General features: G+C 47.6%; 20 protein-coding genes and 1 riboswitch. Of the genes, 12 read left to right on the forward strand and 8 right to left on the reverse strand.

All coding sequences use genetic code 11. The features are described 5' to 3' along the window. Positions 1-44 precede the first annotated feature (44 nt). From HG547_RS15830 to HG547_RS15875, 10 genes are all read left to right on the forward strand, one after another. Positions 45-1,427, forward strand: coding sequence for an alkaline phosphatase (locus HG547_RS15830; protein WP_169548354.1), 1,383 nt, complete (start codon positions 45-47; stop codon positions 1,425-1,427). 218 nt (positions 1,428-1,645) lie between these two features. After that, positions 1,646-2,674 carry a methyltransferase gene (locus HG547_RS15835; protein WP_169548409.1) on the forward strand — a complete coding sequence of 343 codons (1,029 nt, stop codon included), beginning with the start codon at positions 1,646-1,648 and terminating at the stop codon, positions 2,672-2,674. A gap of 585 nt (positions 2,675-3,259) precedes the next feature. Then, on the forward strand, positions 3,260-3,754 hold the full coding sequence (locus HG547_RS15840) for a hypothetical protein (RefSeq protein WP_037428907.1): 495 nt from the start codon (positions 3,260-3,262) through the stop codon (positions 3,752-3,754). A gap of 75 nt (positions 3,755-3,829) precedes the next feature. Next, on the forward strand, positions 3,830-4,237 hold the full coding sequence (locus HG547_RS15845) for a hypothetical protein (protein WP_169548355.1): 408 nt from the start codon (positions 3,830-3,832) through the stop codon (positions 4,235-4,237). 95 nt (positions 4,238-4,332) lie between these two features. Further along, a complete protein-coding gene (locus HG547_RS15850; protein WP_169548356.1) occupies positions 4,333-4,842 on the forward strand; it encodes a hypothetical protein in 510 nt (169 codons plus the stop codon). 92 nt (positions 4,843-4,934) lie between these two features. After that, positions 4,935-5,417 carry a hypothetical protein gene (locus HG547_RS15855; RefSeq protein ID WP_037428911.1) on the forward strand — a complete coding sequence of 161 codons (483 nt, stop codon included), beginning with the start codon at positions 4,935-4,937 and terminating at the stop codon, positions 5,415-5,417. Positions 5,418-5,506: 89 nt separating this feature from the next. Further along, a complete protein-coding gene (locus HG547_RS15860) occupies positions 5,507-5,893 on the forward strand; it encodes a hypothetical protein (protein WP_169548357.1) in 387 nt (128 codons plus the stop codon). A gap of 585 nt (positions 5,894-6,478) precedes the next feature. Further along, positions 6,479-8,170, forward strand: a complete 1,692-nt coding sequence (locus tag HG547_RS15865) for a FapA family protein (RefSeq protein ID WP_169548358.1) — start codon at positions 6,479-6,481, stop codon at positions 8,168-8,170. A gap of 248 nt (positions 8,171-8,418) precedes the next feature. Beyond that, entirely contained in the window at positions 8,419-8,796 is a 378-nt protein-coding gene (locus HG547_RS15870; RefSeq protein WP_169548359.1) for a DUF4144 family protein, read from the forward strand. Between the two features lie 205 nt (positions 8,797-9,001). Further along, positions 9,002-10,126: a site-2 protease family protein gene (locus tag HG547_RS15875; RefSeq protein WP_169548360.1), complete on the forward strand. Its 1,125-nt coding sequence runs from the start codon at positions 9,002-9,004 to the stop codon at positions 10,124-10,126. An 84-nt stretch (positions 10,127-10,210) separates the two neighbouring features. Here the strand turns inward: HG547_RS15875 and HG547_RS15880 are convergent, their stop codons facing one another. The 4 genes from HG547_RS15880 to metE all read right to left on the reverse strand — a co-directional run bounded on the left by HG547_RS15880 (position 10,211) and on the right by metE (position 17,476). Then, positions 10,211-11,644 (reverse strand): efflux transporter outer membrane subunit, encoded by a 1,434-nt coding sequence (locus HG547_RS15880; RefSeq protein ID WP_169548361.1) that lies wholly within the window; start codon positions 11,642-11,644, stop codon positions 10,211-10,213. Between the two features lie 4 nt (positions 11,645-11,648). Continuing rightward, a complete protein-coding gene (locus tag HG547_RS15885; RefSeq protein WP_169548362.1) occupies positions 11,649-13,619 on the reverse strand; it encodes a MacB family efflux pump subunit in 1,971 nt (656 codons plus the stop codon). A gap of 2 nt (positions 13,620-13,621) precedes the next feature. Continuing rightward, positions 13,622-14,833, reverse strand: a complete 1,212-nt coding sequence (locus HG547_RS15890; RefSeq protein WP_088586117.1) for an efflux RND transporter periplasmic adaptor subunit — start codon at positions 14,831-14,833, stop codon at positions 13,622-13,624. Positions 14,834-15,205: 372 nt separating this feature from the next. Then, entirely contained in the window at positions 15,206-17,476 is a 2,271-nt protein-coding gene (gene metE / locus HG547_RS15895) for a 5-methyltetrahydropteroyltriglutamate--homocysteine S-methyltransferase (protein WP_047534533.1), read from the reverse strand. 200 nt (positions 17,477-17,676) lie between these two features. Here metE and HG547_RS15900 point away from each other — a divergent pair, with 200 nt between their 5' ends. Continuing rightward, positions 17,677-18,582, forward strand: coding sequence for a LysR family transcriptional regulator (locus HG547_RS15900; protein WP_169548363.1), 906 nt, complete (start codon positions 17,677-17,679; stop codon positions 18,580-18,582). 59 nt (positions 18,583-18,641) lie between these two features. Here the strand turns inward: HG547_RS15900 and HG547_RS15905 are convergent, their stop codons facing one another. From HG547_RS15905 to HG547_RS15920, 4 genes are all read right to left on the reverse strand, one after another. Next, positions 18,642-19,370, reverse strand: coding sequence for an HDOD domain-containing protein (locus tag HG547_RS15905; protein ID WP_037414412.1), 729 nt, complete (start codon positions 19,368-19,370; stop codon positions 18,642-18,644). 536 nt (positions 19,371-19,906) lie between these two features. After that, positions 19,907-21,865 carry a TonB-dependent receptor gene (locus tag HG547_RS15910; RefSeq protein ID WP_169548364.1) on the reverse strand — a complete coding sequence of 653 codons (1,959 nt, stop codon included), beginning with the start codon at positions 21,863-21,865 and terminating at the stop codon, positions 19,907-19,909. 108 nt (positions 21,866-21,973) lie between these two features. Further along, positions 21,974-22,203: riboswitch (cobalamin riboswitch) on the reverse strand. Positions 22,204-22,337: 134 nt separating this feature from the next. After that, complete coding sequence (locus HG547_RS15915) at positions 22,338-23,780, reverse strand: hypothetical protein (protein ID WP_169548365.1); 1,443 nt, start codon at positions 23,778-23,780, stop codon at positions 22,338-22,340. Between the two features lie 3 nt (positions 23,781-23,783). Then, entirely contained in the window at positions 23,784-25,115 is a 1,332-nt protein-coding gene (locus HG547_RS15920; RefSeq protein WP_169548366.1) for a DUF3592 domain-containing protein, read from the reverse strand. Positions 25,116-25,319: 204 nt separating this feature from the next. On the opposite strand from HG547_RS15920, the gene rihA reads away from it, so the two are divergent. Continuing rightward, positions 25,320-26,276 carry a pyrimidine-specific ribonucleoside hydrolase RihA gene (rihA, locus tag HG547_RS15925; RefSeq protein ID WP_169548367.1) on the forward strand — a complete coding sequence of 319 codons (957 nt, stop codon included), beginning with the start codon at positions 25,320-25,322 and terminating at the stop codon, positions 26,274-26,276. Positions 26,277-26,286: the final 10 nt, after the last annotated feature.

Here is a 26,286-nt window from a genome sequence, read left to right on the forward strand (position 1 = left end):
ATTGAAGGCGCCTTAAGAGCGCCTACGACTTCTAGGGATCTGATATGAGTTTCACCAAAGCGCCACTGTTACTGCTTGGTATGAGTTTATGGCTCTCAAGCCCCGTATTTGCAGCGGAAGCTGGGGCGAATGAGACGGGCCCAGCCAAGGCGCCATCACGCCCCAAAAATATTGTGATTATGATTGGCGACGGCATGGGGCCTTCCTATACCAGTGCCTATCGTTATTACAAGGACAATCCAGATACCGAAGAAGTCGAACAAACCGTTTTTGACCGTTTATTGGTTGGCATGGCAAGCACGTATCCCGCCAGTGTCAGTGGTTATGTGACCGACTCGGCCGCCGCCGCAACCGCCCTCGCGACAGGAGTCAAATCCTATAACGGCGCCATCTCGGTTGATACCCAAAAACAGCCACTGCCCACCATTCTTGAAAAAGCCAAATCCTTAGGCTTGAGCACGGGTGTGGCAGTCACGTCGCAAATCAACCATGCCACGCCAGCGGCCTTTTTATCCCATAACGAGAGCCGTAAAAATTACGATGCACTGGCATTAAGTTATCTCGACACCAACGCCGATGTGTTTTTAGGTGGCGGGCAAAAGTACTTTCCACCCGAGCTGTTAGCCCAATTCACCGCCAAGGGCTATCAACATATTACCCGGTTTGACGATCTGGCCAGCATTACCCAGCCTAAGGTCTTAGGTTTGTTTGCCGAAGTACAACTGCCTTGGGCCATAGATGAAAAAGATGCTAAAAAACTCAGCACCTTGACCCAAAAAGCCCTCAGTTTACTGTCGCAAAATGATCAAGGCTTTGTACTGCTGGTCGAAGGTAGCCTTATCGACTGGGCGGGACATAACAATGATATCGCCGCCGCTATGGGCGAAATGGATGAGTTTGCCAATACGATTGAAGTCGTTGAGCAATTCGTACGCCAAAATCCCGATACCTTAATGGTGATCACCGCCGACCATAATACCGGTGGTTTATCGATTGGTGTCGATGGAAACTACAACTGGAATCCTGAGATCCTGCGTAATATTTCCGCCAGTTCAGATACCTTAGCGCAAGCCGCTATCGGTGGCGAAACCTGGCAAGCCGACTTATCCCGTGGTTTAGGGTTTGAATTAACGGAAGAAGAACTGTCTAAACTCAATGTAGCCAGAATGCAGGGCTTAGAAACCATGGCAATGGCTATTCGTCATGTGATTGATAAACGTACCGATACGGGTTGGACAACGGACGGACACACAGGCACCGATGTGCAAGTGTTTGCCGCAGGTCCCGCAGCAGGGCTGTTTAACGGTCATCAGGACAATACAGATATCGCCAATAAGATTTTTAGCCTGTTACCTAAGCCTAAAAAGCAAAAAGCCCCCGCACCTGTATCAACTCCAGCTCCAGCACCAGTGCAGCCACAGGGCTAATTTACTGCGATTAGCTAAATATAAACCAAGCGAATATCGCGCCGGCTAACAGATAAAAGGCAACCATGTTAACACAGTTGCCTTTTTTATTGGCTTTCATTCTGCACCATTCGAGTGAGCGCTGTTTTACGGCATCCCTTCAGTCGGCGGCATGCAGGCTGGCTCGTAGCCGAATAAGGGGTATAATGCCCGCACTTATTTTTTACGGTAGCCATGCAGTGTTAACGAATCCATCGCAAGTCATTATCCGCAATCAGGAAACCCTGAGCCAACATAAAGTCTTAGTGCTAAACCATGAGGCAGACTCACTGCCCAAAGCACTGCTCGATGTCGCCCAGTCCGTCGATGCCCTCGCCTTGGATTACCACCATTATCTGCATTTAGCGCCGCAGGCCAATGGCAAACTGCGTTGTTATTTTGGCCATCAACTACCACATCAAGATAAGTACGACACTGTGATTGTGTACTTTCCTAAGGCTAAACCGTTAGCACCCTATTTGTTTAATCTGGCCGCTCAGCATTTAGTAGCCGATGGCCAGCTCTTAGTCGTGGGTGAGAACAAAGGCGGGGTTAAATCCTTAGTCAAACTGTTGCCGAAATACTTTGCCACAGGCGTCAAACTCGATAACGCGCGCCATTGCCTACTCTTTGGCAGCAGCCTAATCGATACCGCGCCTGAGATTAAACTCAGCGATTGGACCAGCCAGTATCAACTCTCGACCCCGCAGGGCAATATCACCATCTGCAACTTAGTCGGTGTGTTCAGTGAAAAGCATTTAGACCAAGGCACAGAGCTATTGCTGTCGCATCTGCCAACGCTTTCAGGTCGAGTACTGGATTTTGGCTGCGGTGCCGGCGTCATTGCCGCTGCGCTGTTAAAGGCGCAGCCGACACTGTCGCTAGAATGTATTGATATCAATGCCATGGCGTTGGCGTCTTGCGAACTTACGCTGGCAGCAAACGGCATGACGGCCAAGATCTATCCCTCCGATGGACTGGCGCAAACCAGTGGAAAATTCAATGGTATTATCTCCAATCCTCCCTTCCACGATGGCCTTGCCAGCACCACTAGCATTGCCCAACGCTTTGTCGCCGATAGCGCCAAGCAATTACAATCTAAAGGGATTTGGCAAATCGTCGCTAACCGCCACCTACCCTATTCGGACACCATCGCCGCCGAGTTTGGCCAATTAGCCGTGCCAGCGGAAAACAACAAGTACAAACTCTATTCCTTCCAACAGGCCTAATCTTTCGCCCCGCTCGATTATGAGTGGGGCTAACTTAATTTGACTCGATGCTGCACCAAGGAATAAAGACTCGTTAAGAATTACGAAGATAACGCCGTCCCTATCAAATACGCCCATTTTGAAATCAAAAAAAACCAACAAGTTAACGCAGCCATCTCTTAAATAGCATTTATTAGCATTGAACTTTTCATCTGACTAAAAAGCTAATGCTCCATTCCATGCTTCGGCTCGTTAGCTCAATCGAAAATCCCCACTCCTGCTGCCATACAATTCTTATCTATTTACCGATGTTTGGCCTTACCAGAAATCGACTAACAATATATGGGGACACAGTCATATTTAAATTTAGGCATTTTTGTATGATTTTAAGGCAGGAACGGTGCACACTAATTCCATTTGCAACAAATAAAATGCTATAAAATCAAGTGACTATAGTAGCTGACTTTAGTTAATAGGTTTGGGAAACGCGCATGCGCGTTTTTCCAGATGGATTACTTATATGAAAAGCGGCAAAAAGCTGATAAGTTCTTTGCATACAGATAGTTAACCGTGCGCGTTTTCACTGGTTCAACTAGGTAAACGCGCATGCGCATGAATAAAATGTTATGCATCAAGGAAGTCTCCACCCAAATGAAAAAAGTAATAGCGTGGCTTTTTTTTAGTGTTCTTGTTGCCATGTTATTTTTTCCTTTGGGCATGTATACGTATACGATTAACCTCGTAGAGAAAATGCCAGAGAAGTCCAATATTGGGTTAAGCCAAGCGCAAGCCATTGAGTTATGGAAATCAAAAGAGAAATGTTCCCCAGATCAATGCGCATCAATTACACCTTACTGGATATACAGTTGGATATTCACAGCATTAGTAAATGACCTTGTAACGCCTGTAAATACAGATTCGCTAAATGACCGCTTATCCATAATGAGCTCTCAAATAGCGCTTCAGCATTTAAGGGAGGGAAATTTTAAAGGCAAGGGTATGCTCTGGTGGCATTTAACACATTTGAATCTATGCATATGGCTTCAGAGGAATTGGAGCGCATATGAAATCGCATCAAAATATACTTCAAACAATGCATAACAAATTGCTATTGTCTGCTCGTTTCACTCGCGGGACGCGCCGTGCGCGCCCCAAAGCAAAGCGTTAGGAGTCAATTTGAAAGTCCATCATATAGTTGAAGACCTCAAAAGAGCATTCGAGATGAATGAAGAGTTTAAATCTTTTGCTGTAGGTTTTGCCGAGTATACGGAAGATAAAGACGGGACAATTTATCTTAAGGATGTCGAGGCTATTGACTGGGATGAGGACGAAGAGTTCTTTTTGATACCATCAGGGATTGCAAAACACTATGAACTTCAGGCCAAAAATTATACTGCACTCGGCCTTTACGAAGAGTTAGTATCTTTACCTGATATTCATGAATACGCCGTATTTGCTCGCTCTAAAACAAAGATTGCAAAGGACGGTTCGGTTGCATCAATTAACTCGCCTACGTGGGCAACAAATTATTTAACCAAAGACAAAATCATATATTTTCAGCATGGTGACAGCCTAGACTCCTAACAAACGCAGTCACATTCGGCCACTTCGTGGCCTAGACCTCAACCGCTGCACTGGTTTCGGCCTGTGCTGCGGGCGTTATACACCAAGGAAGAATCGTGCATAAAATCAGAAAATGTTTACTTGCTTGTACCATATTGATTTCAATAGTAATTAGCGCAGCTACTGCGCTTAGCCTTGATAAAAAAATGATCGATGCTATTAACGATCATATTTCTAATGCTTCAAGTCGTTGTGATTTTGAGGAATCAACAAAATACTATTTTGGAAAGACTAAATTCTTTAATTACAGCGTTGTTGATGGCAAAGAGATTGTTCAAGAGCAAAGTTACGATGAAGCAATGTCTGTTTTTAAGGACGCGATGGATGCATGCTATGTCACTCTTGCTAAAGAAAAAACAATATCCGAGGTCATTGAAATAGCTCAAACTGGGCAAGATGCAGTTTTCACATCTGAAGCGTTTCATTACTTAAAATCGACTGATGGAAGACTTTTTGAAAGTCATAATAAAGGCAAAGTTATTTTCAGTGTTGTTGATGGCGAGGTTAAGATAATGGAATCTCATTACTTTGGGTTAGCCTTTCAAGAAATTGAGAAGTTGCCATAAGTGTATAGCCTTAAACATCGCGGCCTGCGGCCGCTAGACTCGCAACAAGTTGCTCGCCGTTTAGGCGATAGTTAACTGTACTAGGAAACTCCATGAAGTTTTTTGTAACTATTTCAGCGGTTTTATTTTATGGGAATGCGTTTGCTTGTTCGTTTGACAGACCGTTTATTGATTTTGAACACACCAATGAAGGCAATACCATTCCCCAAAAACCATCGTTCTCAGTGAAGTCTATTTCACGTGGAGAGAGCGGTAGTGCTGGTTCCTGTGCTGATGCAGGAGTGCTTACTTTAGTTACAACCTCTGCCGAGAAAGACACTGGCTTTATATTTGCCATTGAAGAAGACCAATTTGAAGACCAACTTTTTTATCCTGAACCGATGATTTTAGAGAGCGACCACACCGGTTCAGATGAATACTTTTTTATATGGAATGATGGCCGTACTACCGAGCAAGAGCCTATAGACATAACCGTTAAAATAGTCGCAGTCTCCAAAGACGGAGGCCGAAGCGAGCCACAATATTTAAAAGTAACTCACAATGGTGTGAAAAAGCCTTGGTGGCAATTGTGGTAGGTACATGCGGCCTGCGGCCGCAGCGACGCTCACCAAGGTTCGCGCGCGGGCGCGCATAGTTAACCTCTAGAGCAAGTATGAAGCACATTATGAGTAAAAATATCGGCATTGAAGAATTTAAAAAGAGATTCTCAGAAATCAGAGAATCCTTTCTGGATCCATTAACAGCAGCTAGCGGAGGTTATAAGAACGTAAGATACCTTGCTTGTGATGAAAATGGGGCACCTATTAACTGGGTGTGGGACGATGAAACCTTCAGCCATAACAAGAAAGAAGGCTCGCTTGAAGAGGCAATTCAATTTGCCAATAACATGATAAATAGCGGCATGTGTTTCTCCTATATGGGATGCTTGTCAGGCTCCGGTGAGCTTGAAGTTTGGCTGACGACTTTTGAATCTCCCATAGAAAAGCCGACCTGGCCAAGCAATAAGGAACCTCTATTTGAGCTGACTCATGGGGGTGTACTTTGCGAGTGATAAAGGGTTATCAAATGTTAAGCCATAGAATTTTAAATCCTAACCTCACGATTTAGTCCTAACCCCACAAATTGAAGCAAAGCACTTAGTTCACGTTTGCCCCTAAGTTAGATTACTCGAAGATTTTAACGCGCCGCCCCATCTGGATAGAAACCTTATCCCTTTAAGAACGCCCTCAATAAAGTCGCGCTCCCAGCCGAACACTTGCTGCTATCTAGATAAGATTTTCATCATTTTGTGAACAGTATCAAATGCAGTAAACGCTAAATTATCAAGAATTTTGTCCAGTCTACCTATCCCCTAACATACCCGACAGCGTTGTAAAGTTTATTTTTTGTTAAGCTAAAAAAACTTTCCCAATCAACACCCGTGCTGAGATTTTGAAAAAAACCAGAGATTACACTAGATTAACTATCGTTAATCAAATAAAAAATCTATTGATAAATCAACCAATAGACCATGACAACAAAATCACAACATTTACATTTTTTCGCGTCGAAAAGGCTTCTTTGCGCAAAGTTTCTACTGTTATACTCGCGTTAGCCGATAAAACAATAATAAAACAAACGAGTAAGGAAGCGCTCTATGTTGGCCCCTGAACTCCTCGAGTTAAGCAGTGACAAAAGCAAGGCGGAATTACGCCTGATCCCCAAAGAGCATGGCCCCATCACCCGTGATGATGTGATGCGCCTGTTATCGCTCCCAGAGTTTTGCTCACTGTATCCACTTGATCAGGCCATCGATAAAGTGGTGGCGCAAACCAACTCTCTGTACCATCAAGAAGATGGTAAATTTGAACTGTTTTCCGTACTGGCTGAACGCCGAGATGGTAGCGTTAAGATTGAAATCAGCCCAGATAAAATGCTCGCCACCATGACCCTAACCGCCCCTTGTGGAGGTAAAGCGGTCGACTTACCTGAAATTCTTACTGAACTTAAAAAAAATAATGTTTGCATGGGCTTAAGCAAACTTAAAATCCAAACCTTGCTGCAAAAAATCACCAAGCTCAAACCCGGCGATAGCTGTCAAAGTGAAATCGCCCAAGGCAAGCACCCAGTAAACGGCCAAAATGCCGTGCTAGAGCGTAAGGTTTCGCTGGCCCGTGAGCGCTTACTCCAGCCGCAGGAGCGCGAAGATGGTACTGTGGATATGCGTAATCTTGGCTCCATGATAATGGTCAAGCCTAACGATATTTTGATGATCAAACACCCAGGGACCGAAGGCTCTCCCGGTTATAACATTAAAGGAGAAGTTCTTAAGCAAAAGCCTGGCAGGGATCTGCCTTTACTAGCTGGAACAGGTACCAGCATCCATCCGAATGATCCCAACAAACTCATCGCCACTGTAGCAGGGCAACCCGTTGAAACCCGCACAGGCATGAATGTTGATGATGTTTTACAGCTAAAAGATGTCGATATCAGCACGGGTCATGTCACCTTTAAAGGCAGTATTTTAATCACTGGAGATGTACACGAAGGCATGATAGTGAAAAGCTCCGGTGATATTACTGTGATGGGCTTTGTCGATTCAGCGACCCTTGAGGCAGAAGGCGATATTACCGTTAGTAAAGGCGTTATTGGTCGGCAAATTCGCGTCAATGAGTTTTCGACTAACCTCACTGCTCAAGGGCAAATCAGCGCCCAGTTTGTGCAATATTCCCAATTAACTGCAAAGGGGAATATTCTGATCACTAAGCAATTACTTCATAGTAATACCAAAACCGCAGGAACCCTGACGATAAGTGACACTAGCGGTCGCCGCGGCGATTTAATTGGTGGCGTCGCCCATGCTGAAAAAGGACTCATTGCCGTTGCTATTGGTGCCACTGCGGGGACAAAAACAGAAGTCTTTTGTGCAATGGAGCAAGGCGAGCTCAAGCAAAACCTCAAACAGCTGGAGGAAAGTGTCCAATCAATGGTGATAGCCACCCTCGATATTGAAGCTCGCCTAAAAAGACTTCCCCCAAAATCCGAATGGCAAAATGATCCAGTAATGATTGAGCAGATTAAGATGATGCTCGATGAGAAGAACCGGATTTTAAACGAGCGCACCCGTGAAGAGCTCGAATTTGATAGCCTAAAACAGGAAGTGGAAAGTTATTTCGATAAGTATCACATCGATGTGATTAAGCATGTATTCCTCAATGTCGAATTTCATATTGGCCAAGCTAATCATAGAACTACCCGCGAACATGGCACTTGCTCCATCACCAATCTTAATCAAGAGATTAACTTTGATTACAATGCCAAACCTAAAGCACAAGCGGCAGCCAGTTAAATAACGTTCAAAGCGTTTTACTAAGGGCGCACATGTCATTCAACGTGGCGCGCCCCTTAGGGCTGCTGCTTCAATCATAACCCCCTCATTGTTATCCACGAGTGAATTCTCACCCAATAAAATTTCAATGGCTTTCTTCTTTGACCTAGTCGGTGGCATACTGCCTACGATTCCCCACGTAAACGCCAGCGTTGGGGGATAAGGATAAATGTGATAGGTTGAAGTAGAACATGGCCCCAGGAATACACATGACTCAAGTAAAAATGGCTGATATTCAATGGCCTGCAGTAGTTAAGCTGACTCAAAATGATGAACTCCTTTATCTTGGCCATCAACGTGATTGGTTAGAACTCGCCTGCCTTTACCAGCATCAACTTATCGATACGGACCTGTTACTCGACAGCTTAGGTAACCAATATTTGATCCGCGCCACCCCAACCACTATTCATGAAGATCCTATTGGTGAGCTACCTAACCTGCTAAAACAAGAGCACAAATTGCCCCTCACCGATTTTATTAAATGGGTACAAAAGCATGCCAATGCCATGGGCCAATGCTGTGTGGCCAAATTAGCTTTTACAACATTCGCCCAAGGCATGGAAATCGTCCATAGCTTAGATGACTAAGCAGAAGCAAAGTAAAATCTGATAGGATTCACAGTCTTCAACGAGATGATCCAAAAAGCTAATATCCTCAACCACATTTAGCAGGCATAATTTATCACGAACGGCCCAGCCCGTTATGTCCAAAGCGATTGGTCTGCATACTTTGCCTTAAAGTGCCAAATCAACGCTGGACATCATTCGGATACACCAACAAACGGAACCTAAATTGGAACTACTTAAGATTGACTGCTTAGGCAAATCACTGCGTTTGGAAGGCTCCCTCGCAGGTTGGCAACAACTCTTTTGGGACAATACCTTAGTCTCACAAAAAGCCGCTTCAGTGGATAATGGCGGTCTCAAAGTCCATGAATTTGAACTCACGCAACAACATAGCCAATTGGCCAGCGAGCATGGCGAAGCGCAAGTTCTTGAGCATAAAATCCTTGTGCGGCTTGAAACTGATGTGGTTTGGCAGCCCTTTAGATTCGACTATCGACTGCTTATTGATGAAGAAGTGATTGCCCAAGGCACTCGTACCGAAAAAGATATCGAACGCCAAACCCCTGAAATCCCAGTGACTACACCACAAAAATTTAGCTTTGTTGGTTTAGCTTCCCTTGGATTTAAGCTACTCAAAAGCACTAAGGTCATCAAAGTGGTTCTCGCGGGCGCGAGTGTGGCGGCCTACTCTTGGTTGTTTTCCTTCCAATTTGCCTTGGCACTTATCGCCTGTTTGGTATTCCACGAGTACGGCCATATTCGCGCGATGAAGTATTTTGGGATGAAAACCAAAGGGATATATCTCATCCCCTTTATGGGGGGACTCGCCCTCAGCGATGAAAAGATTAACACCCGCTGGCAGGATGTGGTCATCTCGATTATGGGGCCAACCTTCGGCCTGTTGATGTCGGTAGGCTCGCTTATCGCTTACCACATGACGGACAATGTCTTCTTTGCGGGGCTTGCGGCCTTTAACGCGCTACTTAACCTGTTTAATTTATTGCCGATTTTACCCCTCGATGGCGGCCATATTTTAAAGAGCATTAGCTTCTCGATGAACAGCATCATGGGCTTAATCGCCTGTGTGATTGGCGCCGCCTTTGGGGTGTATATCAGCTACACCTTAGGCTTAGCCTTGCTCGGTTTCTTGCTACTTATCGGCAGCTTAGAAATTGTATTTGAATGGCGTACTCGTCATCAAAGCCACCTGTTGCCGCTAGACAGATATGGGCAGATATTCTCAACCATTTGGTACTTAGTGACCGTTGCCGCCCTCGTTGGGATTATCTGGCACTTAGCAGGCACGGGCGATGATATGTTAAGCCTGCCACTCCAGATCCTGCGCAGCTAAACTGACTCACATTAAGAGAAAAACGAGATAATAAAAAACCGCGAAAGCCTTAGGCATCGCGGTTTTTATTTATCGATGATTCAATTAGTTATCCGCTAACGGCGGCGCTATATCACTCCCACCTAAGGCTTGATAAAGCGTCGCTTGAGCCGTTAATTGGTTATAGCGATTCTCCAGCAATGCGGCCTCGGCGCTGCGGCGATTCTCCTGCGCATCAATCCAATTTTGAATGCCAATAGCGCCATGGCGATATTGGCTCTCATAAATGGCTTCGGCCTGAGCGGCGGCGCTAAATTGCAGTTCAAGCTTTTCACCTTGGTAGGCGTATTGCTGCTTGGCCGAGATAGCGTTATCCACATCTTCAAAAGCGCTGTAGAGGGTTTTACGGTAATTCACAATCGCCGTTTGGTAGTCGATATCTGCAAGATCATTGTTGATTTGCATTTGATTCCATTGCAAAAAGGGCAGCACTAAACCTGCACCTAAACTCCCCACGGGATTGCGCAACAGCTCTTTTAGCTCGGAGGTCGACTCACCCACGCTGCCAGTCAAACTCAAACTTGGGAAGTAACTGGCGTAGGTCGCATCCTTACTGGCCAGCGCCGAGCGCAATTGGTACAAAGCCGCCTTCACATCGGGACGACGGCCGACCAATTCGGCGGGAATGCCGACGCCAACCTCAGGCACCGCACCGTCCGGCAATTGCTTGATCTCAACCGCCACTTGCCCCGGGGCGCGATTGAGTAAGATCGCTAGGGCATTTTCGGCTTCAGCTAACTGTTGCAGCAATTGACTGTGGGAAGCCTCTTGCCCCGCTAAACTGCGTTGGGATTCGAGCACATTCAGCTCAGTCACGGCGCCCGAGGCATATTGGCGCTGGGTTAATGCCAGTGTTTGTCGACTATGTTCAATACTCTTATTGCTTAGTTCAATCCGCTGATTCAGATAGCCAATCTGCCAATAGAGGGATGCCGTCGTCGCGACTAAACTTTGCGCAGTGCTCTCCCTATCTTCTAGGCTTGCCAGCGCCGTCCATTGGGCTTGGTCGATATTGGCCGACACTTTACCCCAGAGATCCACTTCATAACTTACCGACAGGTTCGCCTGAAATGTCTTGCTCGAACTGCCGCCCTCCAGCGGTTTATTCATAGACGCGGTATTATTAGAGCTGAGCTGTGGATACAAATCATCCCACGCTAACCCCGCCTGTAAACGCGCCTTTTGCAAGGTTAAAGTCGCAAGAGTCAAATCATTATTGCTGCTAAGCACTTGGCTAATCAGCTGATTTAATTCGGGTTGATTAAACTTATGCCACCAAGGGTCGAGGCTAACTTGACCATTCACTTGGGTGTGCTGCCATTGCTCAGGCACTTGTAATGCCGGCGGCTCAAAGTCGGAGCGCATCAGCGCGCCACAACCCGAGAGCAGCGCAATGCTGGTGGCAATCACGCTGAACTTAAGCGTTGAACCGACACGGCGGCTTAATTCATTTTGATGCGTTAAAACTCGATTATTCATTCAGTTACTCTCTCGCTAGGGCATCAACAGGGTCTAAACGCGCCGCATTACGAGCGGGGAGGAAGCCAAACAACACCCCGATTAAGGTGGAGCAGGCGAAGGCGGCAACAATAGAAGTCGTTGAATAAATCATCTGGAAACTGCCTCCCGCTTGGGCAAACACCACGCCAATCAAATAGGCCAAGGCCACCCCAAGCGCGCCGCCGCACAGACAAACCAACACGGCCTCAATTAAAAACTGCCGCAGAATATCACTCTGGCGCGCCCCAACCGCCATGCGCACGCCAATTTCGCGAGTACGTTCGGTCACTGACACCAACATGATATTCATTACCCCAATGCCACCCACCACGAGGGAAATCACCGCAATAGCCGAGATTAATAGCGTCATGGTCGCGGTGGTTTTCTCGATATTCTGGCGAATGGTATCCGTGTTAATGGTGAAGAAATCCTGTGTACCGTGGCGCATCTTCAGCAGGCTAATAATCCCCTGCTCCGCCGCATTGCTCGGTACGGATTCATCGAGCCTAACAGTAATGCCATCAAGGTATTTCTTGCCTACCATTCGGCCTGATACCGTGGTGTAAGGCACCCACACATTGAGAGCATCACTATTACCAAAGGCACTTTCCTTAGGCAGAGTGACACCAATAATCCGCACCGGCAAATCCCCGAGGAAGATGACTTCCCCGATGGCAGAACCCATGACGCCGCTACTGTCAGGGAACAGCTGTTTACGGGTGTTTTCATCGATCACCGCATCCTGCGCTAACGCATTAACACTGTCATCGTCCCAAAACTGCCCTTGGGCGAGCTCATAGCCTCTAACCCGGAAGAACTCTGGCCCCACGCCATTCAAAGTCGCCGTCACCGCCTTATTGCCATAACGCACAGTCGCACTCGAACCAATGCTCGGGGTGACGCTATCGACATATGGTAAGTTTTTCAGTGCATTAGCATCGCTTGCAGTCAAAGTTCGTACCTTTGCCGAGCGCCTATCGCCAAAGCCTGAGCCGGGGCGAATGTCGATGGTATTGGTGCCCATTGAACTAATGCTCTTTAAGATTTCCCGCTGCGAGCCTTCACCCAGCGCCACCACAGACACGACTGAAGCGATACCGATAATAATGCCGAGCATAGTTAAAAAGGTGCGCAATCTATGGGTCGACATCGCCAACAGCGCCATTTTCAGGGCTTCGGCATATCTGTCCCATGCCGCCACGCGGGCGCGCACCTTAGTCTTGGCGGGGATCACTTCAGTCTTAGGCGCAGCCGCAACGTTTGAGGCGAGATTAGGCTCATCGCTGATAATCACCCCGTCCTTAATCTCAATAATACGGTCGGCATGCTGCGCCACATGCATATCGTGGGTGACGATGATAATGGTGTGGCCTTCACGGTGCAGTTCCTGTAATAACCGCATCATTTCTTCGCCGCTGTGACTATCTAAAGCGCCCGTTGGTTCGTCGGCAAGGATCACATCACCGCCATTCATCAGCGCCCGCGCCACACTCACCCTCTGCTGCTGGCCGCCACTGAGCTGATTCGGCTTATGATCGAGACGCTCACCTAAGCCCAAGCGCGACAATAAGTGCTCAGCGCGCTGTCTACGTTCAAGACGATCTTTACCCGCGTAGACGGCGGGCACTTCGACGTTACCGACGGCATTAAGATCACCAAGCAAATGATATCGCTGAAAAATAAAGCCAAAATGCTCACGTCTCAGCTTTGCTAGTTCATCCACATCCATCTGCGAGGTATCTTGGCCATCGATAAAGTACGCGCCCTTTGAGGGTTTATCTAAACAGCCCAAGATATTCATCAGGGTCGACTTACCCGAACCTGATGCACCGACGATCGCCACCATCTCACCACGGGCGATGGAAAGATTAACATCTTTGAGTACAGTCAGTTGTTGCTCACCCGCCTGAAAACTGCGGTAGCAAGCTGACACTTCCAGTAATGGCTTAGTCACACTTAAAACCTCATTGGTGGGCCACGGAACTTCATGGTCGAACCGTCGGCGGGCATTCCGAGCACCACTTGGTCGCCTTCATTCAGGCCAGACAGGATTTCGGCATTGATTTTGTTATTAATACCAACTGTTACATCCACATATTGCACTTGGTTATTCACCAATACAGGCACTTGATATTGCGGCCCACGGGACTTGCCTTCCGCTGGCGGAGCCGCTTTATCCCTTGGTTTTACCCTCAGCACTTGCGATGGTACTAACAGCGCATCATCAGACTTGGCAAGCACAATCGAAATCTGCGCCGTCATGCCAATGCGTAGGGTACGATCGGGGTTTTCGACATCGAAGAGGCCATGGTAATAAATGGCGTCTGAATCGCTCGAGCTCATATTGCTATCGTCACCATCCATTGACGTCGGACCAGGCTCAATCGCCCTTAAGGTGCCGCGATAGGGATGGTTAGGTCTGCCAAGAATAGTGAAATACACTGGCTGTCCTGGGCGCACATTGACGATATCGGCTTCGGAGATCTGCGCCTTGACCGTCATGGTATCGAGCTGCGCCATCTCGACTATGGTTGGTGTGGTTTGATTGGCGTTAACGGTTTGACCCACTTCGACCGCAGAGTAAACGACGGTGCCATCCATAGGCGCAGTGATCTTGGTATAACCTAAATCGATTCTGGCACTGTCGACATTAATTTCAGCCTGTTGTTTTTGCGCTTCTAACTGCTCAAGCTCGGCTTGATACACCGTGAGCGTGGCTTCGGCGGCTTCAAAGTCTGCGCGGGAGCTGGCCTTATCGGCGAGCATTTGCTGCTGACGGGTATATTCGAGTTTTGCCTGACGTATTTGTGCCTGCTTAGCACGATACTGGGCATTGATGTTTTTAAGGGATGCCAGCGCATTTTGCAGGTTGTTTTGCTGGGCAAGGCTATCGATTTGCGCGATAAGATCGCCTTTTTTCACCTCTTGTCCTAGCTCCACAGGCAAACTCAGAATTTGCCCCGAGACTTGCGCGCCCACACTCACCAGCTTGGAGGCCTGCAACATGCCGTTGGCGAGCACCGAGTTTTCAATATCGCCGCGTCTAACGGGCTCCGTCACATAGCTTGGGGCCGCCTCGGGTTTATGCAACAGAAAATAAGCGCCGCCCCCAAGGAGGATGAGGCCGCTTAGGATCAATATCAATTTACGCTTTGAGGATTTTTTCATCTGAATCTAGGTGTCCATCAATGCCAATGGGCGCAAGCGTGTATCTTGCGGGAAGAAAAATAGTGCTGTCAGTATATAGAGTTAGCTAAGCGCAGTAGACGAAGGAAGTGTCGATATCAGGTAAAGATTTGCAAATATCTGTGTAGAAGTTTGCGCCCTAGATCTTTAAATATACGGATAACACTTTGAACCATATAAATCCGTGTTACTTGAGATTGTCTGCATACCTCAAAACTAAAGGGTCATGGCGTGAAACGCTGATTTTTATAAGCCAAGGTCTGTATAAACAACCAATAGCAAAACAGGGATACCTTAGGTATCCCTGTTGTTTACGCTATGCCAAAGAGGCATTCATTGCAGATTTTACAGTGCTTAGCCAAGGCGGCGACGTAGTTCACGGGTCGCATCGACCATGTTTTTCAGCGCGGGTTCGACTTCAGCCCAAGTGCGTGTCTTAAGGCCGCAATCGGGGTTAACCCACAGTTGGCGCACTGGCACTTTTTGCGCCGCTTTTTCAATAAGGTGCACCATGGCCTCAACACTTGGCGTATTGGGCGAGTGGATATCGTAAACGCCAGGGCCAATTTCATTTGGATATTCAAAATCTTCAAAGGCGTTGAGCAGTTCCATGCGTGAGCGCGAAGTCTCGATGGTGATCACGTCCGCATCCATGGCGGCAATCGCGGCAATCGTATCGTTAAACTCGCTGTAACACATATGGGTATGGATTTGGGTTTCATCAATCACACCCGCCGCACTCAGTTTAAAGGCATTCACCGCCCAATCTAAGTAAGCCTGCCACTCGCTTTGCTTTAATGGCAATCCTTCACGGAAGGCTGGCTCATCAATTTGAATAATGCCAATACCTGCATTTTGTAAATCCACCACTTCATCACGAATTGCCAGCGCCAATTGGGTGGCAATGGTATCGCGGCTGATATCTTCACGGGCAAACGACCAATGTAGAATCGTCACCGGGCCCGTTAGCATGCCTTTGACGGGTTTGTCCGTCAGGCTTTGGGCAAATACAGCCCAATCAACCGTCATGGCTTTCGGGCGACTCACATCACCATAAATCAATGGCGGCTTAACGCAACGAGAACCATAACTCTGTACCCAACCATTTTTGGTAAAGCCCACACCTTCGAGCTGCTCACCGAAGTATTCCACCATGTCATTACGCTCGGCCTCACCGTGTACCAGCACATCGATACCAAGTTTAAGCTGGCGGTCTATGGTATCGCGGGTCACTTGCTGCAACTGCTCAGTATATTGAGCATCGCTTAGCTCACCCTTGCGCCATCGACTACGTAGTCCACGGATTGCCGGTGTTTGTGGGAATGAGCCAATCGTAGTCGTTGGCAACAATGGCAAACGGTACTTACGCTGCTGCACCGCTTGGCGCTCAGTAAATTCGCTCACACGTTCATAGTCGGCTGGGGTCAGCGCATTCACACGGGCGATCACTTTAGCATCCGCCGCCTGTGCTTTAGCCTCACGGCGAGCCACGCAGGTGTTAACTATCGCTTTGGCCGCGACAGACTCAGGGGCCAGCAGCAATTGACGCACATTCGCCAGTTCCAACAGCTTTTGCTTAGCAAATGCGAGCTGCTGACGTAGCGCCGGCGCGAGCGTTGTCTCTACCTCTAAATCCACAGGGCTGTGCAGCAGTGAACACGAAGTGCCAATCCATAAACGCTGGCCTAAGTCTCTGGCAACACTGCCGATACGCTCGACAATCTGATCAACCTCTGCCGCCCACACGTTACGGCCATTAACTACGCCAGCTGACAGAATTTGATCTGGTCTTAATGCATTAGCAAACAAGGCCAATTGTTCAGGGGCAGTCACTAAATCTAGGTGCACCCCCGCCACCGGCAGCGCGGAAACCAATGCCTGATGATGGCTAATGCTGCCATAGTAACTGGTGAGTAAAATCTTCACTTGAGCCGTTTTAAGCGCTTGATAAGCTTCGCTAATCGCTGCTTGCCAATCGGCGGCTAATTCGAGCGCCAAAATCGGCTCTTCAAGTTGCACCCAAGTCACGCCCTGCGCAGCGAAACGCGCGAGAATGTCGGCATAGGCCTTTAACAGATTTGGCAATAGGCTGAGTTTATCGAAATCCTGCTCCACGGTTTTGGCCAGATACAAGTAACTCACAGGGCCTAACAACACAGGCTTGGCTTGATAACCTAAGGACTGCGCCTCGGCCACTTCATCAAAAAACTGCTCATAAGCGATAGAGAACACTTGGTCTTGCTTAAGCTCTGGCACTAAGTAGTGATAGTTAGTGTTGAAATACTTAGTCATTTCCGAGGCTGGCGCATCGATGCCACTTGGTGCGCGGCCACGGGCAACGCGGAATAAGGTATCAAGATCGATAGCACCCTCACCACGGTGGCGATCGGGGATAGCGTTTAGGGTCGCACTCAGGGTTAACACTTGATCGTAAAAGGCAAAATCCCCTACTGGCACTTGCTCAATTCCCGCAGCCACTTGCCATTGCCAATGGGTGCGCCGCAACTCCTTAGCCACCTCATGCAGTTCAGCTTGAGTGCTCTCACCACGCCAGTATTTTTCAAGGGCAAACTTTAATTCACGACGACGCCCGATACGGGGAAAACCAAGACTGTTTAATTGCATACCATATCTTCCTTTATTTGAGATAAGCCATATTCGGCACTAGCACCCAGCTGATGGTGTTTTCTTGGCAACTTTTCGCATTTAAGCCTAGATAAATCACAATGGGCGTCTGGACGTCTAGAAGTTTATTGTGATAGTCTCTATGCCAGCAACCGAATTGATTTCAAGCACAACATGAGCGAAATTCACTTGGAGTGATCATGATCGAACTAAGACATCTGCGAACCTTAATGGCCCTGAAGGAAAGTGGCAGCTTGGCGGGCGCAGCCAAAAAACGTTTTGTCACCCAATCGGCTCTCTCCCATCAAATTAAGGAGTTAGAGCAACGAATTAACTCGCCCATTTTTGTGCGTAAGAGCAAACCGCTCTCCTTTACTCAGGAAGGTGCACGCCTGTTGCACCTCGCCGAGGAGATCCTGCCTAAGGTGTTAGAGACGGAAACCGATCTCAAAAATGGGCTGGAAACTGAAACCAATCAGCTCAGAGTCGGGATTGAATGCCACAGCTGTTTTCGCTGGTTAATGCCAGTGATGGAGCAATTTAGGCAAGATCATCCCCAAGCAGAGTTAGATCTCTCAAGCCGTCATCTATTCGACTCGCTCAATGCCCTAGAAATGGGCGAACTGGATATAGTGCTGACCTCAGATCCCGTGCCAGGTCACTCGCTCGCCTATCAGCATTTGTTTGATTTTGAAGTGAAGTTAGTGGTTGCTAAGGATCATCCCTTAGCGAAAGAAGCCTATGTTACACCCAAGCAATTGGCGCGCTTGCCGATAATCAGTTATCCGGTGCCACTGGCGCGTTTAGATATTTACCGCCACTTTTTAGAGCCCGCGGGCATAGAAGCCGGCGAGCAAAAAACCTGTGATTTGACCATGATGTTATTGCAGCGCATCGCCTGTAAGGACGGTATCGCCGCCCTACCCAATTGGTCTATCAATGAGGGACATGGTTTGAGTTTAGCTTCAGTCAAACTCGGCCAAGAAGGCTTAAAACGCCCGCTATTTGGGGCTTATCGCCTCCACAGCGCGAACTCGGCCTTAGTGCAAAACTGGCTGCAACTAGTAGCAAGCGAAGGCTTAGCCCGCCAGCAAAAAACCAATTAAGCGTTGAAATATTTAACAAAAAAGCCTGCTATTGCAGGCTTTGTTTTTATGGGTGGTGCTTAGAGCGGGTTAAGCAATAAACCACGCATTGACAATACCCGGCGCAGAATTAACCCGGGGGAATTTTGATTACGGGTCTGGCGCAGATTGTGGGCGATCATAAACTCTTGGCGCAGATCTTGGTCAAGATCTAAGGCTTCAAAGGCTTCGATGGTTAAGGTTTGTTGCTGATTATCGATCAAAGACTTAATCACACTTAGCGGGAAAGATTGCTCAGAGCTGGCATTCAAATAAGCAAATGCGGTTAAGGCAATAATCTGGCCGAACACACTAAACAGCGCCAAGGTTTGCACCTCATCGGGGTCGATATCGACATCCGGCATATCAACTAAGCTGTCAACCGCATCAGTTGCTATATTTTCCGTGAGTTTCCAATAACCTTGCACCAACTTCTTATAGGGTTGAGGCAATTCATCGAGGCGTTCTTTCAAATAAAATGTAAAGGCGTAACGGTAAATATTAACTTGGCCCAAACGAATTAAGGCATCTTTTAAAGAGCGAGACTTAGGGCTAACCACACCAGAAGCTTGCGCCGAATTGCTGCGCATCAACATATGGGCCGCTAACGCGGGATCACTCGAAATAATATCGATCACATTACGAATATCGCCTTCGGCAAGAATGGCCTTTTTCAGTGGAATTAAGATCCCACGGCGGCCAATGACTTGCTCTTCATTCGCTATGATGGCTCTCACTTGAGTAAAAACCTGTTGCTCAAGATCTGTCATAGGACACTTTACACCTGTTAATTAGCTATAAGATGATTCGAATACCGCTCACATCATACCCAAACTACAAAGAATTTCAGCACTAAGTCGTAGAATAATTGCGTTAACCCTAAAGATGATGTGCTTTATAGTATAAGCAACGACTTAGCCTATACCAATCGTATTAAATATCTGTTCATTCAGCGGGAATTCAACGCGCTTTAGACAAGGCGAAGGCTTGAAGGCATAGTGGTGCTCTGTCGAAAGCCTTAAACACAGTATAAAGCGCGTTGCCATACAGTTAACATCAGCCGCCCTTCGGGAGCCTCACAGGCATCCCACTCCGGTGTTACATTGACTTAAAAGGGAATGACCATTTCTGCGTCAATGCGCCTTGGATTGAAATGCCTGTGAGGCTCTGAACTGATTAGATATTTAATGTGATTGGTATTACACCCGTAGAGATTATTTTTCTCTGCACCAAACGACAGAAATAACAAAGCCAGACAACGTCTGGCTTTAAAATGCGCTAAATCACTTAATTATTAGGGTTCAGCTTAGAAACGGTAGCCAACAGTAAAGCGAATATCACGGCCTCGGCCTGAGTAATAGCCGTCATAGGTTCCACCAGCATAATAACCAGCACTGACATAGTCTTTATCGAACAGGTTATCGATACGCAGGCTCGCTAACCAGGCGTCACGGGTATAGTTAAGTGCCAAGTTACCTAAGACATAACTAGCCAATTTATCGCCTTGGTTAGCATTATCGCCTTCGATAAAGCGATCGCCCGTATAAATGGCCTCGGCAAAGACTTGAAAATGTTCGGCAAAATCCATGCTGACATAACCGCGTCCCGAATGCTCGGCTACCCAAGACAATTTCTTGCCATCATTTACCCCATCGGTAAATTCGGCATCGATATAGTTGTACTCAAGACCTAGTTGCAACGCTTTAGTCACCTGCCAATCCCAATCGGCACTCGCGCCATAACGGCGTGAAGCGTCCGCATTAACGTTAGCGCCTTGAAAGCTACCACCAACGGGTTTTTCAGCACTCGGGTCGAAGACAATTTCATCTTCTAAATCGAGGCGGTATAGGCTCACTCGCAAAGTTTGGCTGGCAACAGCCCAATCCCAACCCGCTTCATAGGAGCGGCCGGTCTGCGGCTTTAGGCCAAAAACATCCTTCGGGGTGTAGGCTTGCTCATCCACCTTAGCGAAACGGAAGTTTTCATCGCCACGTAGATAGAATCTGTGCTCGGCGCTTGGGCGGTAATTTAAACCGAACTCGAATGCAGTGGCATCTTCATCTAAATCGATACCATTTGGATAGACATTACCATCGACCAGATCGTCAGTCACCCGCGCATAACGGCCGCCCACCACATAGCTTAAGGTGTGGCTTAATGGCACAGTGGCTTGCAGGTAAGCACTTTGCATTTCCTGCACATTGCTGCGCGCCATAGAGTCAAACTCTGCCTTACCGCGGCTGATATCCAAACCAGTCACTAGGTTTAGCTCACCTTGACGGGTACTGTAGTTGGCGAGCGCCTTAGGGCTAAACATCAGCAGTGAGCGAGTATTATGGCTCTGGTCCCAATTGAGTGAGCTGACTAAGGTATCGCTGTAATCTAAATCCGCCGCTAATGCCCAGTTTTGATTAAGCTGATGCTGATAGCCCGTACGCGCAGCAGTGGTCATTTCATGGGAATATTGCTTATCGTTCCCAGAGTAACGTGGATTGTCTTTAAATTGATCTTTAGTCAATGCCCCTGGATTTTCGCGGTCATCATCGTAGTAGCTGGTTTCAACAAAGAACGAATCAGTCGCCGTTTTATATTGAATGCGGCCAAGGATAGAACCCGTTTCATTGGCGTTATGCTGACGATAGTTGTCACCTTGGTTGTAGCTTCCGGTCAAGAAATAGCGCCAATCCTTGTTGATTGCGCCAGACACATCGCCGCGACCTTCATAGGTATTAAAGCTACCGCCGGATAATTGCACGCTGCCACCCGTATTTTCAGGCGACTTAGTCACAATATTGATCACACCACCCACGGCTTGATCGCCATAGAGCACGCCCGCACTGCCGGATAAAATCTCGATGCGTTCAACCTGATTTAAGGGAATTGCATTCAGGCTAGGCGCAGCAATATCAATGTTATTCAGACGGCGACCATCGAGCAAAATCAAGGTGTTGTTTACCGCTGTGCTGGCGCTAAAACCGCGCATCGCAAAGCTAGTACCAATATTGTTATCCGAAATTTGAATACCGCTCTGACCACGTAAGACGTCAGTCAAATTAGTCGCGCCACTCATTTCAATCGACGCGGCATCAATCACATTCACATTAGCGGCAATATTTAACGGGGTCTTATCAGCACGGCCAATCACCACGATATGCTCATCGACGTTGGCGGCATGAGTTTCATCAGCAGCCACAGCGGGCGCGATAATTGATACACTGCAAAGGCTGCCAATCAGCAGCGCAATTTTGGTTGGATGTGTTCCCATTTTACCTTTAACTCCTACAAGGAAAACGGGGCATTAGCGCCACGATACCGTTGATTCAGTAGAAAACACTGATAGTCACTATCGCATTTTGAGATCTGCCCACCGAAATCTCAAAAACACCTTTAGGGCCGGTCTCCGGACTTAGGCTATATCCATCTCAACTTGAGATGAACGCGAAACTGACCTTTACACACTCGATTTCAGTGTTCATCGTGAACGCCTATCAAATGCGGTCGTCTCTCACCTTTTACCGTTGCGGGGGCAGTGCCAGAATTTCACTGGCTTCCCGATTATCTCGCGACTTCATCATCGCAAGCACCACAGAAGGTTGACTCAAAATTAGGTTCAAAGGGCGTCAAACCTGTTAACGCCCAACAAGGCTCAGAATATTAAAGACCTAAGCGCGCGCATTATAGACGTCTATACGGATGAAAGTCCATTAATCTCAGATTGGCGAGAAAGCTCAGATGAGTTAGAAAACGCCATCCCAGTTTTTTGCCGCAGGTTGGGGTCTGTCTTTACTCAAAATCGCCTGACGCTGCTCAGGGGTTTCGCATTGGGCAACTGGGCTTAAATCCAGCGGCTTAATCACTAACGAGTCAGCAGGTTGCACAGGCGACTTGTCGAACATGGGCAAATTCATCGACCAAGAGACCAGCTCCCCCTTGTCGCTAATGCCAACATAACCGTCATTTGCGCCATCTAACCACGTGAGGCGCGGAATACGTGCCATTAACTTTTCCACATTATCACGGTTGGCGCGATATCCAACGGGCACCACTTTGCCATCGGGACGCGTAAACACAAAGGAGGATGGTCCTTGCGTAATAACACTGCCTTCCTGCCAATATTTATCAAGAATCTCTTGGGCATAGTGAAACCCAAACATATACGCGTAGTCAGTGTCGTCGGCCACAACTTGCGGCACGGCCTTATCCCGCAGTAATAAAAACCCTGAGCCGATACTGATAATCTCCTTCACGCCTGTAATGTCGTTTTTTTTAATCCAATCAACGCCACAGTTAATGCCATCGCCCCAAAAATGCGCATCCCCCGTAGGACTTAACACCGCAAATGCGCAATTGTTTGCCGTCATACTCGCCACGTCTTTTAAGGCACTGCGGATAGGATAAGTATCACTGCGCCAGCCCCAACTCACTACTGAGCCGTCCTTTTTCAAGGCGGCATAGGTGTGTTGAAAATATTCGATCTTCGCCACATCCGTAAGCTGAGGGAGCAACTTTTTCATATTGGTCGACTCTTCAACCTGGCCCCAAATCACTGCACTACCCTGTTTTTTGAGGGCGACAAAACTGCGTCCCTTAGCAAAGATATCAATGACATCAACTAATTGATCCTGCACATGCAAGCTATTGCCACCGTAAGGGCCATAACCCCAAGTGTGTACCTTGCCTGTGGCATCTAGCGCGGCAATGGCCTCTTGGTTGGCGAATAATTTAGTAATATTAGTCATGCGGTTTTGTAGGGCTTTGTCGAGGCGATATTTCCCCACATTGCCCCAGAACACCACAGTGCCATCTTGACGTAACGCGGCAAACCCATCTTTAATCGAGACGATTTGCTTAACTTGCTTTAGCTGCTCAGTCACCTCGCGGCTATCACCACCAGCATAGCTATCACCCCAAGTGATCACCTCACCGGATTGTGTTAACGCCGCAAAGGCCGAACTATTGGTGACCACAGTCTCGACAGCGGGTAAATCACAGGGAATATGGCGGTACTGTGGACTCGGATTTTCCTTAAATTGGAGCAGTTTGCCGTTATCAAACTGCAATAAGGCTTCTTTATCATTTTCGAATACGGTTACGGGTTTCGGCTGACTACAAGCCGTTAATTGTAGGGCGATTAAGGCTGCTACCAATGCCAAAGGGCGAGGAATTGAATAAGACTGCATAACTTATTTCCTTGTCGTTGCTGAAAACGTGAGTTGTTGAATATGTTGCGCTACGTTATCCGATAATGACTCCATTATCGGCCTCAATGCGCACTGAAAACCATGACTCGTATCTAACCGAGATAATAGTGCTTGTGTATGTTTATCAATCACCTGTGCGCTATCGAGGCTGAGTGTTTGCAGCGCCATTGTCTGGCCAAACGCCGCTAAGATCCGCGCTTGCACAGGGCTAACCGTTTGCTCCACCGCACTATGGGTATTATCGAGTACCCATTTAACTAACCAAAGTAAATATTCGATGCGGGTAGCAAGGTCGACACAGCATTGTTTTTCATCCTCCAAGCCAAAACTGAGCTCTTTGGCATAACAAAGTGCCTCCAATGCCTTGAGCTTTTCTGCCGATAATGTCAGTGCCAAAGGGAGCTGATAAGTGCGAGTTATCAGTACAAAGGTTGCCAAGGTTCTTGCCGACAAAGCTTGATTGCTACGGGCCAACATAGCGAGCGCCAAGTCGTGAAACCCTAAGGAACTCAAGCGATAAAAGCTAATCATCACAATGGTTTCATCTATCGGTTCTAACTGTTTTTTGCTTGGCACAGATTGCATTTGGGCAAATAAGGCAACAAAACGTGGGTATAACTCACTGCAATGGCCGATATGCTCGGCTGCTTCCCATACCAGAATATTCGCGGCGGGGTGGCACCTGTAGGTTTCAAGCAGATTGATAATCCCAGCGTAATCCTGCTGCTGTCCTAAACGCTTGAGCATTGGCACATAACGACACTCGGCCCAACGAATTCTAAATAAGTTCAAACAGAAATAACCGACAAACAAGCCAAATAATAAGCCTGCGACGCCAAAGCCAACGTCCAGTTTGGCGCGATCGCGGGTTAATTCAAGATTGGCGCTCGCCCGTGTTGGTGCATCAGGCAAGTAGCTCACAGCACTTTGCGCATAGTTGGGCACTAATGCCCCCAGCGTATCATCCTGCGGCGAGACTAATTGATAAGTTGCACGGCAATCCACACCATCGAGATCCCACTGACGAATTTCCTCGCCCTCGGCGGTGTGATACTCCACCAAACACACCAATCTTTGGCGAGAGATGCCGTTCGAACCTCGTTCACTCCGATACTCAGTGTCAATCACTCGGCCAATGGCGACAGCACCACGTTCTTCAAGTTGATTGGCCAACGACCACTTTTGCACGCCTTCCCACAGAAATAAGGCGGCAAAACTAAAAAGCAGCAGAGGGATACAGATTAAGAGTATTTCTAACCACCCCAAAAAACGAGTGGAGGTACTCGAGGTTAATTGACTAGGATTCACCAACACGCCAGAACGTCCTTATCATTCCATGATATTTAAGGCATTGAATATCTATCTTTATTGTGCCTAAAGCGGGCGCTATTGTAGCAGCTTATGAAGAGAAATCAGAAAATGCTCACAGTTTATTGTAAAGACACTATGAGACTCACTGTCTTCAAGCTTTAGCGTGCTATTCTAAGCCTCCATTGAGCTGTTTAAAGGAGTAACAGTATGACTCGTCCTATTATTCTGGATTGCGATCCTGGCCATGATGACGCCATTGCGCTCATTTTAGCCCTCGCCCATCCAGAGCTCGTTCCACTCGCCGTCACCACCAGCGCGGGTAACCAAACCCCCGATAAAACGCTTAATAACGCCCTGCGGATCTTAACCTTATTAAATCGCAGTGATATTCCGGTCGCGGGCGGTGCGGTTAAACCCTTAAGCCGTGAGTTAATCATTGCCGATAATGTCCACGGCGAAACCGGACTTGACGGCCCAGTATTACCAGAACCCAGCTTTATGCCACAAAGCATCAATGCCGTTGAGTTGATGGCGCAGCAGCTGCGTCAAAGTGATAAGCCCGTGACATTGGTTCCCACAGGGCCACTTACCAATATCGCGCTATTACTTGCAAGCCACGCCGAGTTACACGCCAAGATCGAACGCATTGTATTGATGGGTGGTGCAGCGGGTGTCGGCAATTGGACACCTGCCGCCGAGTTTAATATTTTTGTCGACCCAGAAGCCGCCGATATCGTGTTTAAATCCGGCATTCCCATTACCATGTGCGGCCTCGATGTAACACATCAAGCACAGATCATGGATGAAGATATCGAACGTATTCGTGCGATTCCCAACCCTGTGGCTAAATGTGTCGCCGAGTTACTGGATTTCTTTATGATTTATCATAGGGATCCAAAATGGGGATTTGTGGGTGCGCCGCTGCACGATCCCTGCACTATTGCTTGGCTACTCAAACCTGAACTGTTTGATGCCCAAGACTGTCGAGTAGAGATTGAAACCCAGAGCGAATTAACGCTGGGGATGACGGTAGTCGACCGCTATCAGCTTACGGCTAAACCTGCGAATGCCACAGTACTGTTTGGACTCGACAGACAAGGCTTTGTTGACTTGTTAGTTGACAGCTTAGCGGCCTACACTCCAACGTATCTCAACCGCAGATGACACTAAGGTG

Source organism: Shewanella sp. DNRA4, from assembly GCF_012843185.1.
GTDB lineage: Bacteria > Pseudomonadota > Gammaproteobacteria > Enterobacterales > Shewanellaceae > Shewanella > Shewanella xiamenensis.

Coding starts and splice junctions, on each gene's coding strand:
- HG547_RS15830 (WP_169548354.1), top strand. CDS start 45: ATGAGTTTCACCAAAGCGCCACTGTTACTGCTTGGTATGAGTTTATGG.
- HG547_RS15840 (WP_037428907.1), top strand. CDS start 3,260: ATGCGCATGAATAAAATGTTATGCATCAAGGAAGTCTCCACCCAAATG.
- HG547_RS15855 (WP_037428911.1), top strand. CDS start 4,935: ATGAAGTTTTTTGTAACTATTTCAGCGGTTTTATTTTATGGGAATGCG.
- HG547_RS15860 (WP_169548357.1), top strand. CDS start 5,507: ATGAGTAAAAATATCGGCATTGAAGAATTTAAAAAGAGATTCTCAGAA.
- HG547_RS15865 (WP_169548358.1), top strand. CDS start 6,479: ATGTTGGCCCCTGAACTCCTCGAGTTAAGCAGTGACAAAAGCAAGGCG.
- HG547_RS15870 (WP_169548359.1), top strand. CDS start 8,419: ATGACTCAAGTAAAAATGGCTGATATTCAATGGCCTGCAGTAGTTAAG.
- HG547_RS15880 (WP_169548361.1), bottom strand. CDS start 11,644: ATGAATAATCGAGTTTTAACGCATCAAAATGAATTAAGCCGCCGTGTC.
- HG547_RS15890 (WP_088586117.1), bottom strand. CDS start 14,833: ATGAAAAAATCCTCAAAGCGTAAATTGATATTGATCCTAAGCGGCCTC.
- metE (WP_047534533.1), bottom strand. CDS start 17,476: ATGCAATTAAACAGTCTTGGTTTTCCCCGTATCGGGCGTCGTCGTGAA.
- HG547_RS15900 (WP_169548363.1), top strand. CDS start 17,677: ATGATCGAACTAAGACATCTGCGAACCTTAATGGCCCTGAAGGAAAGT.
- HG547_RS15905 (WP_037414412.1), bottom strand. CDS start 19,370: ATGACAGATCTTGAGCAACAGGTTTTTACTCAAGTGAGAGCCATCATA.
- HG547_RS15910 (WP_169548364.1), bottom strand. CDS start 21,865: ATGGGAACACATCCAACCAAAATTGCGCTGCTGATTGGCAGCCTTTGC.
- HG547_RS15915 (WP_169548365.1), bottom strand. CDS start 23,780: ATGCAGTCTTATTCAATTCCTCGCCCTTTGGCATTGGTAGCAGCCTTA.
- rihA (WP_169548367.1), top strand. CDS start 25,320: ATGACTCGTCCTATTATTCTGGATTGCGATCCTGGCCATGATGACGCC.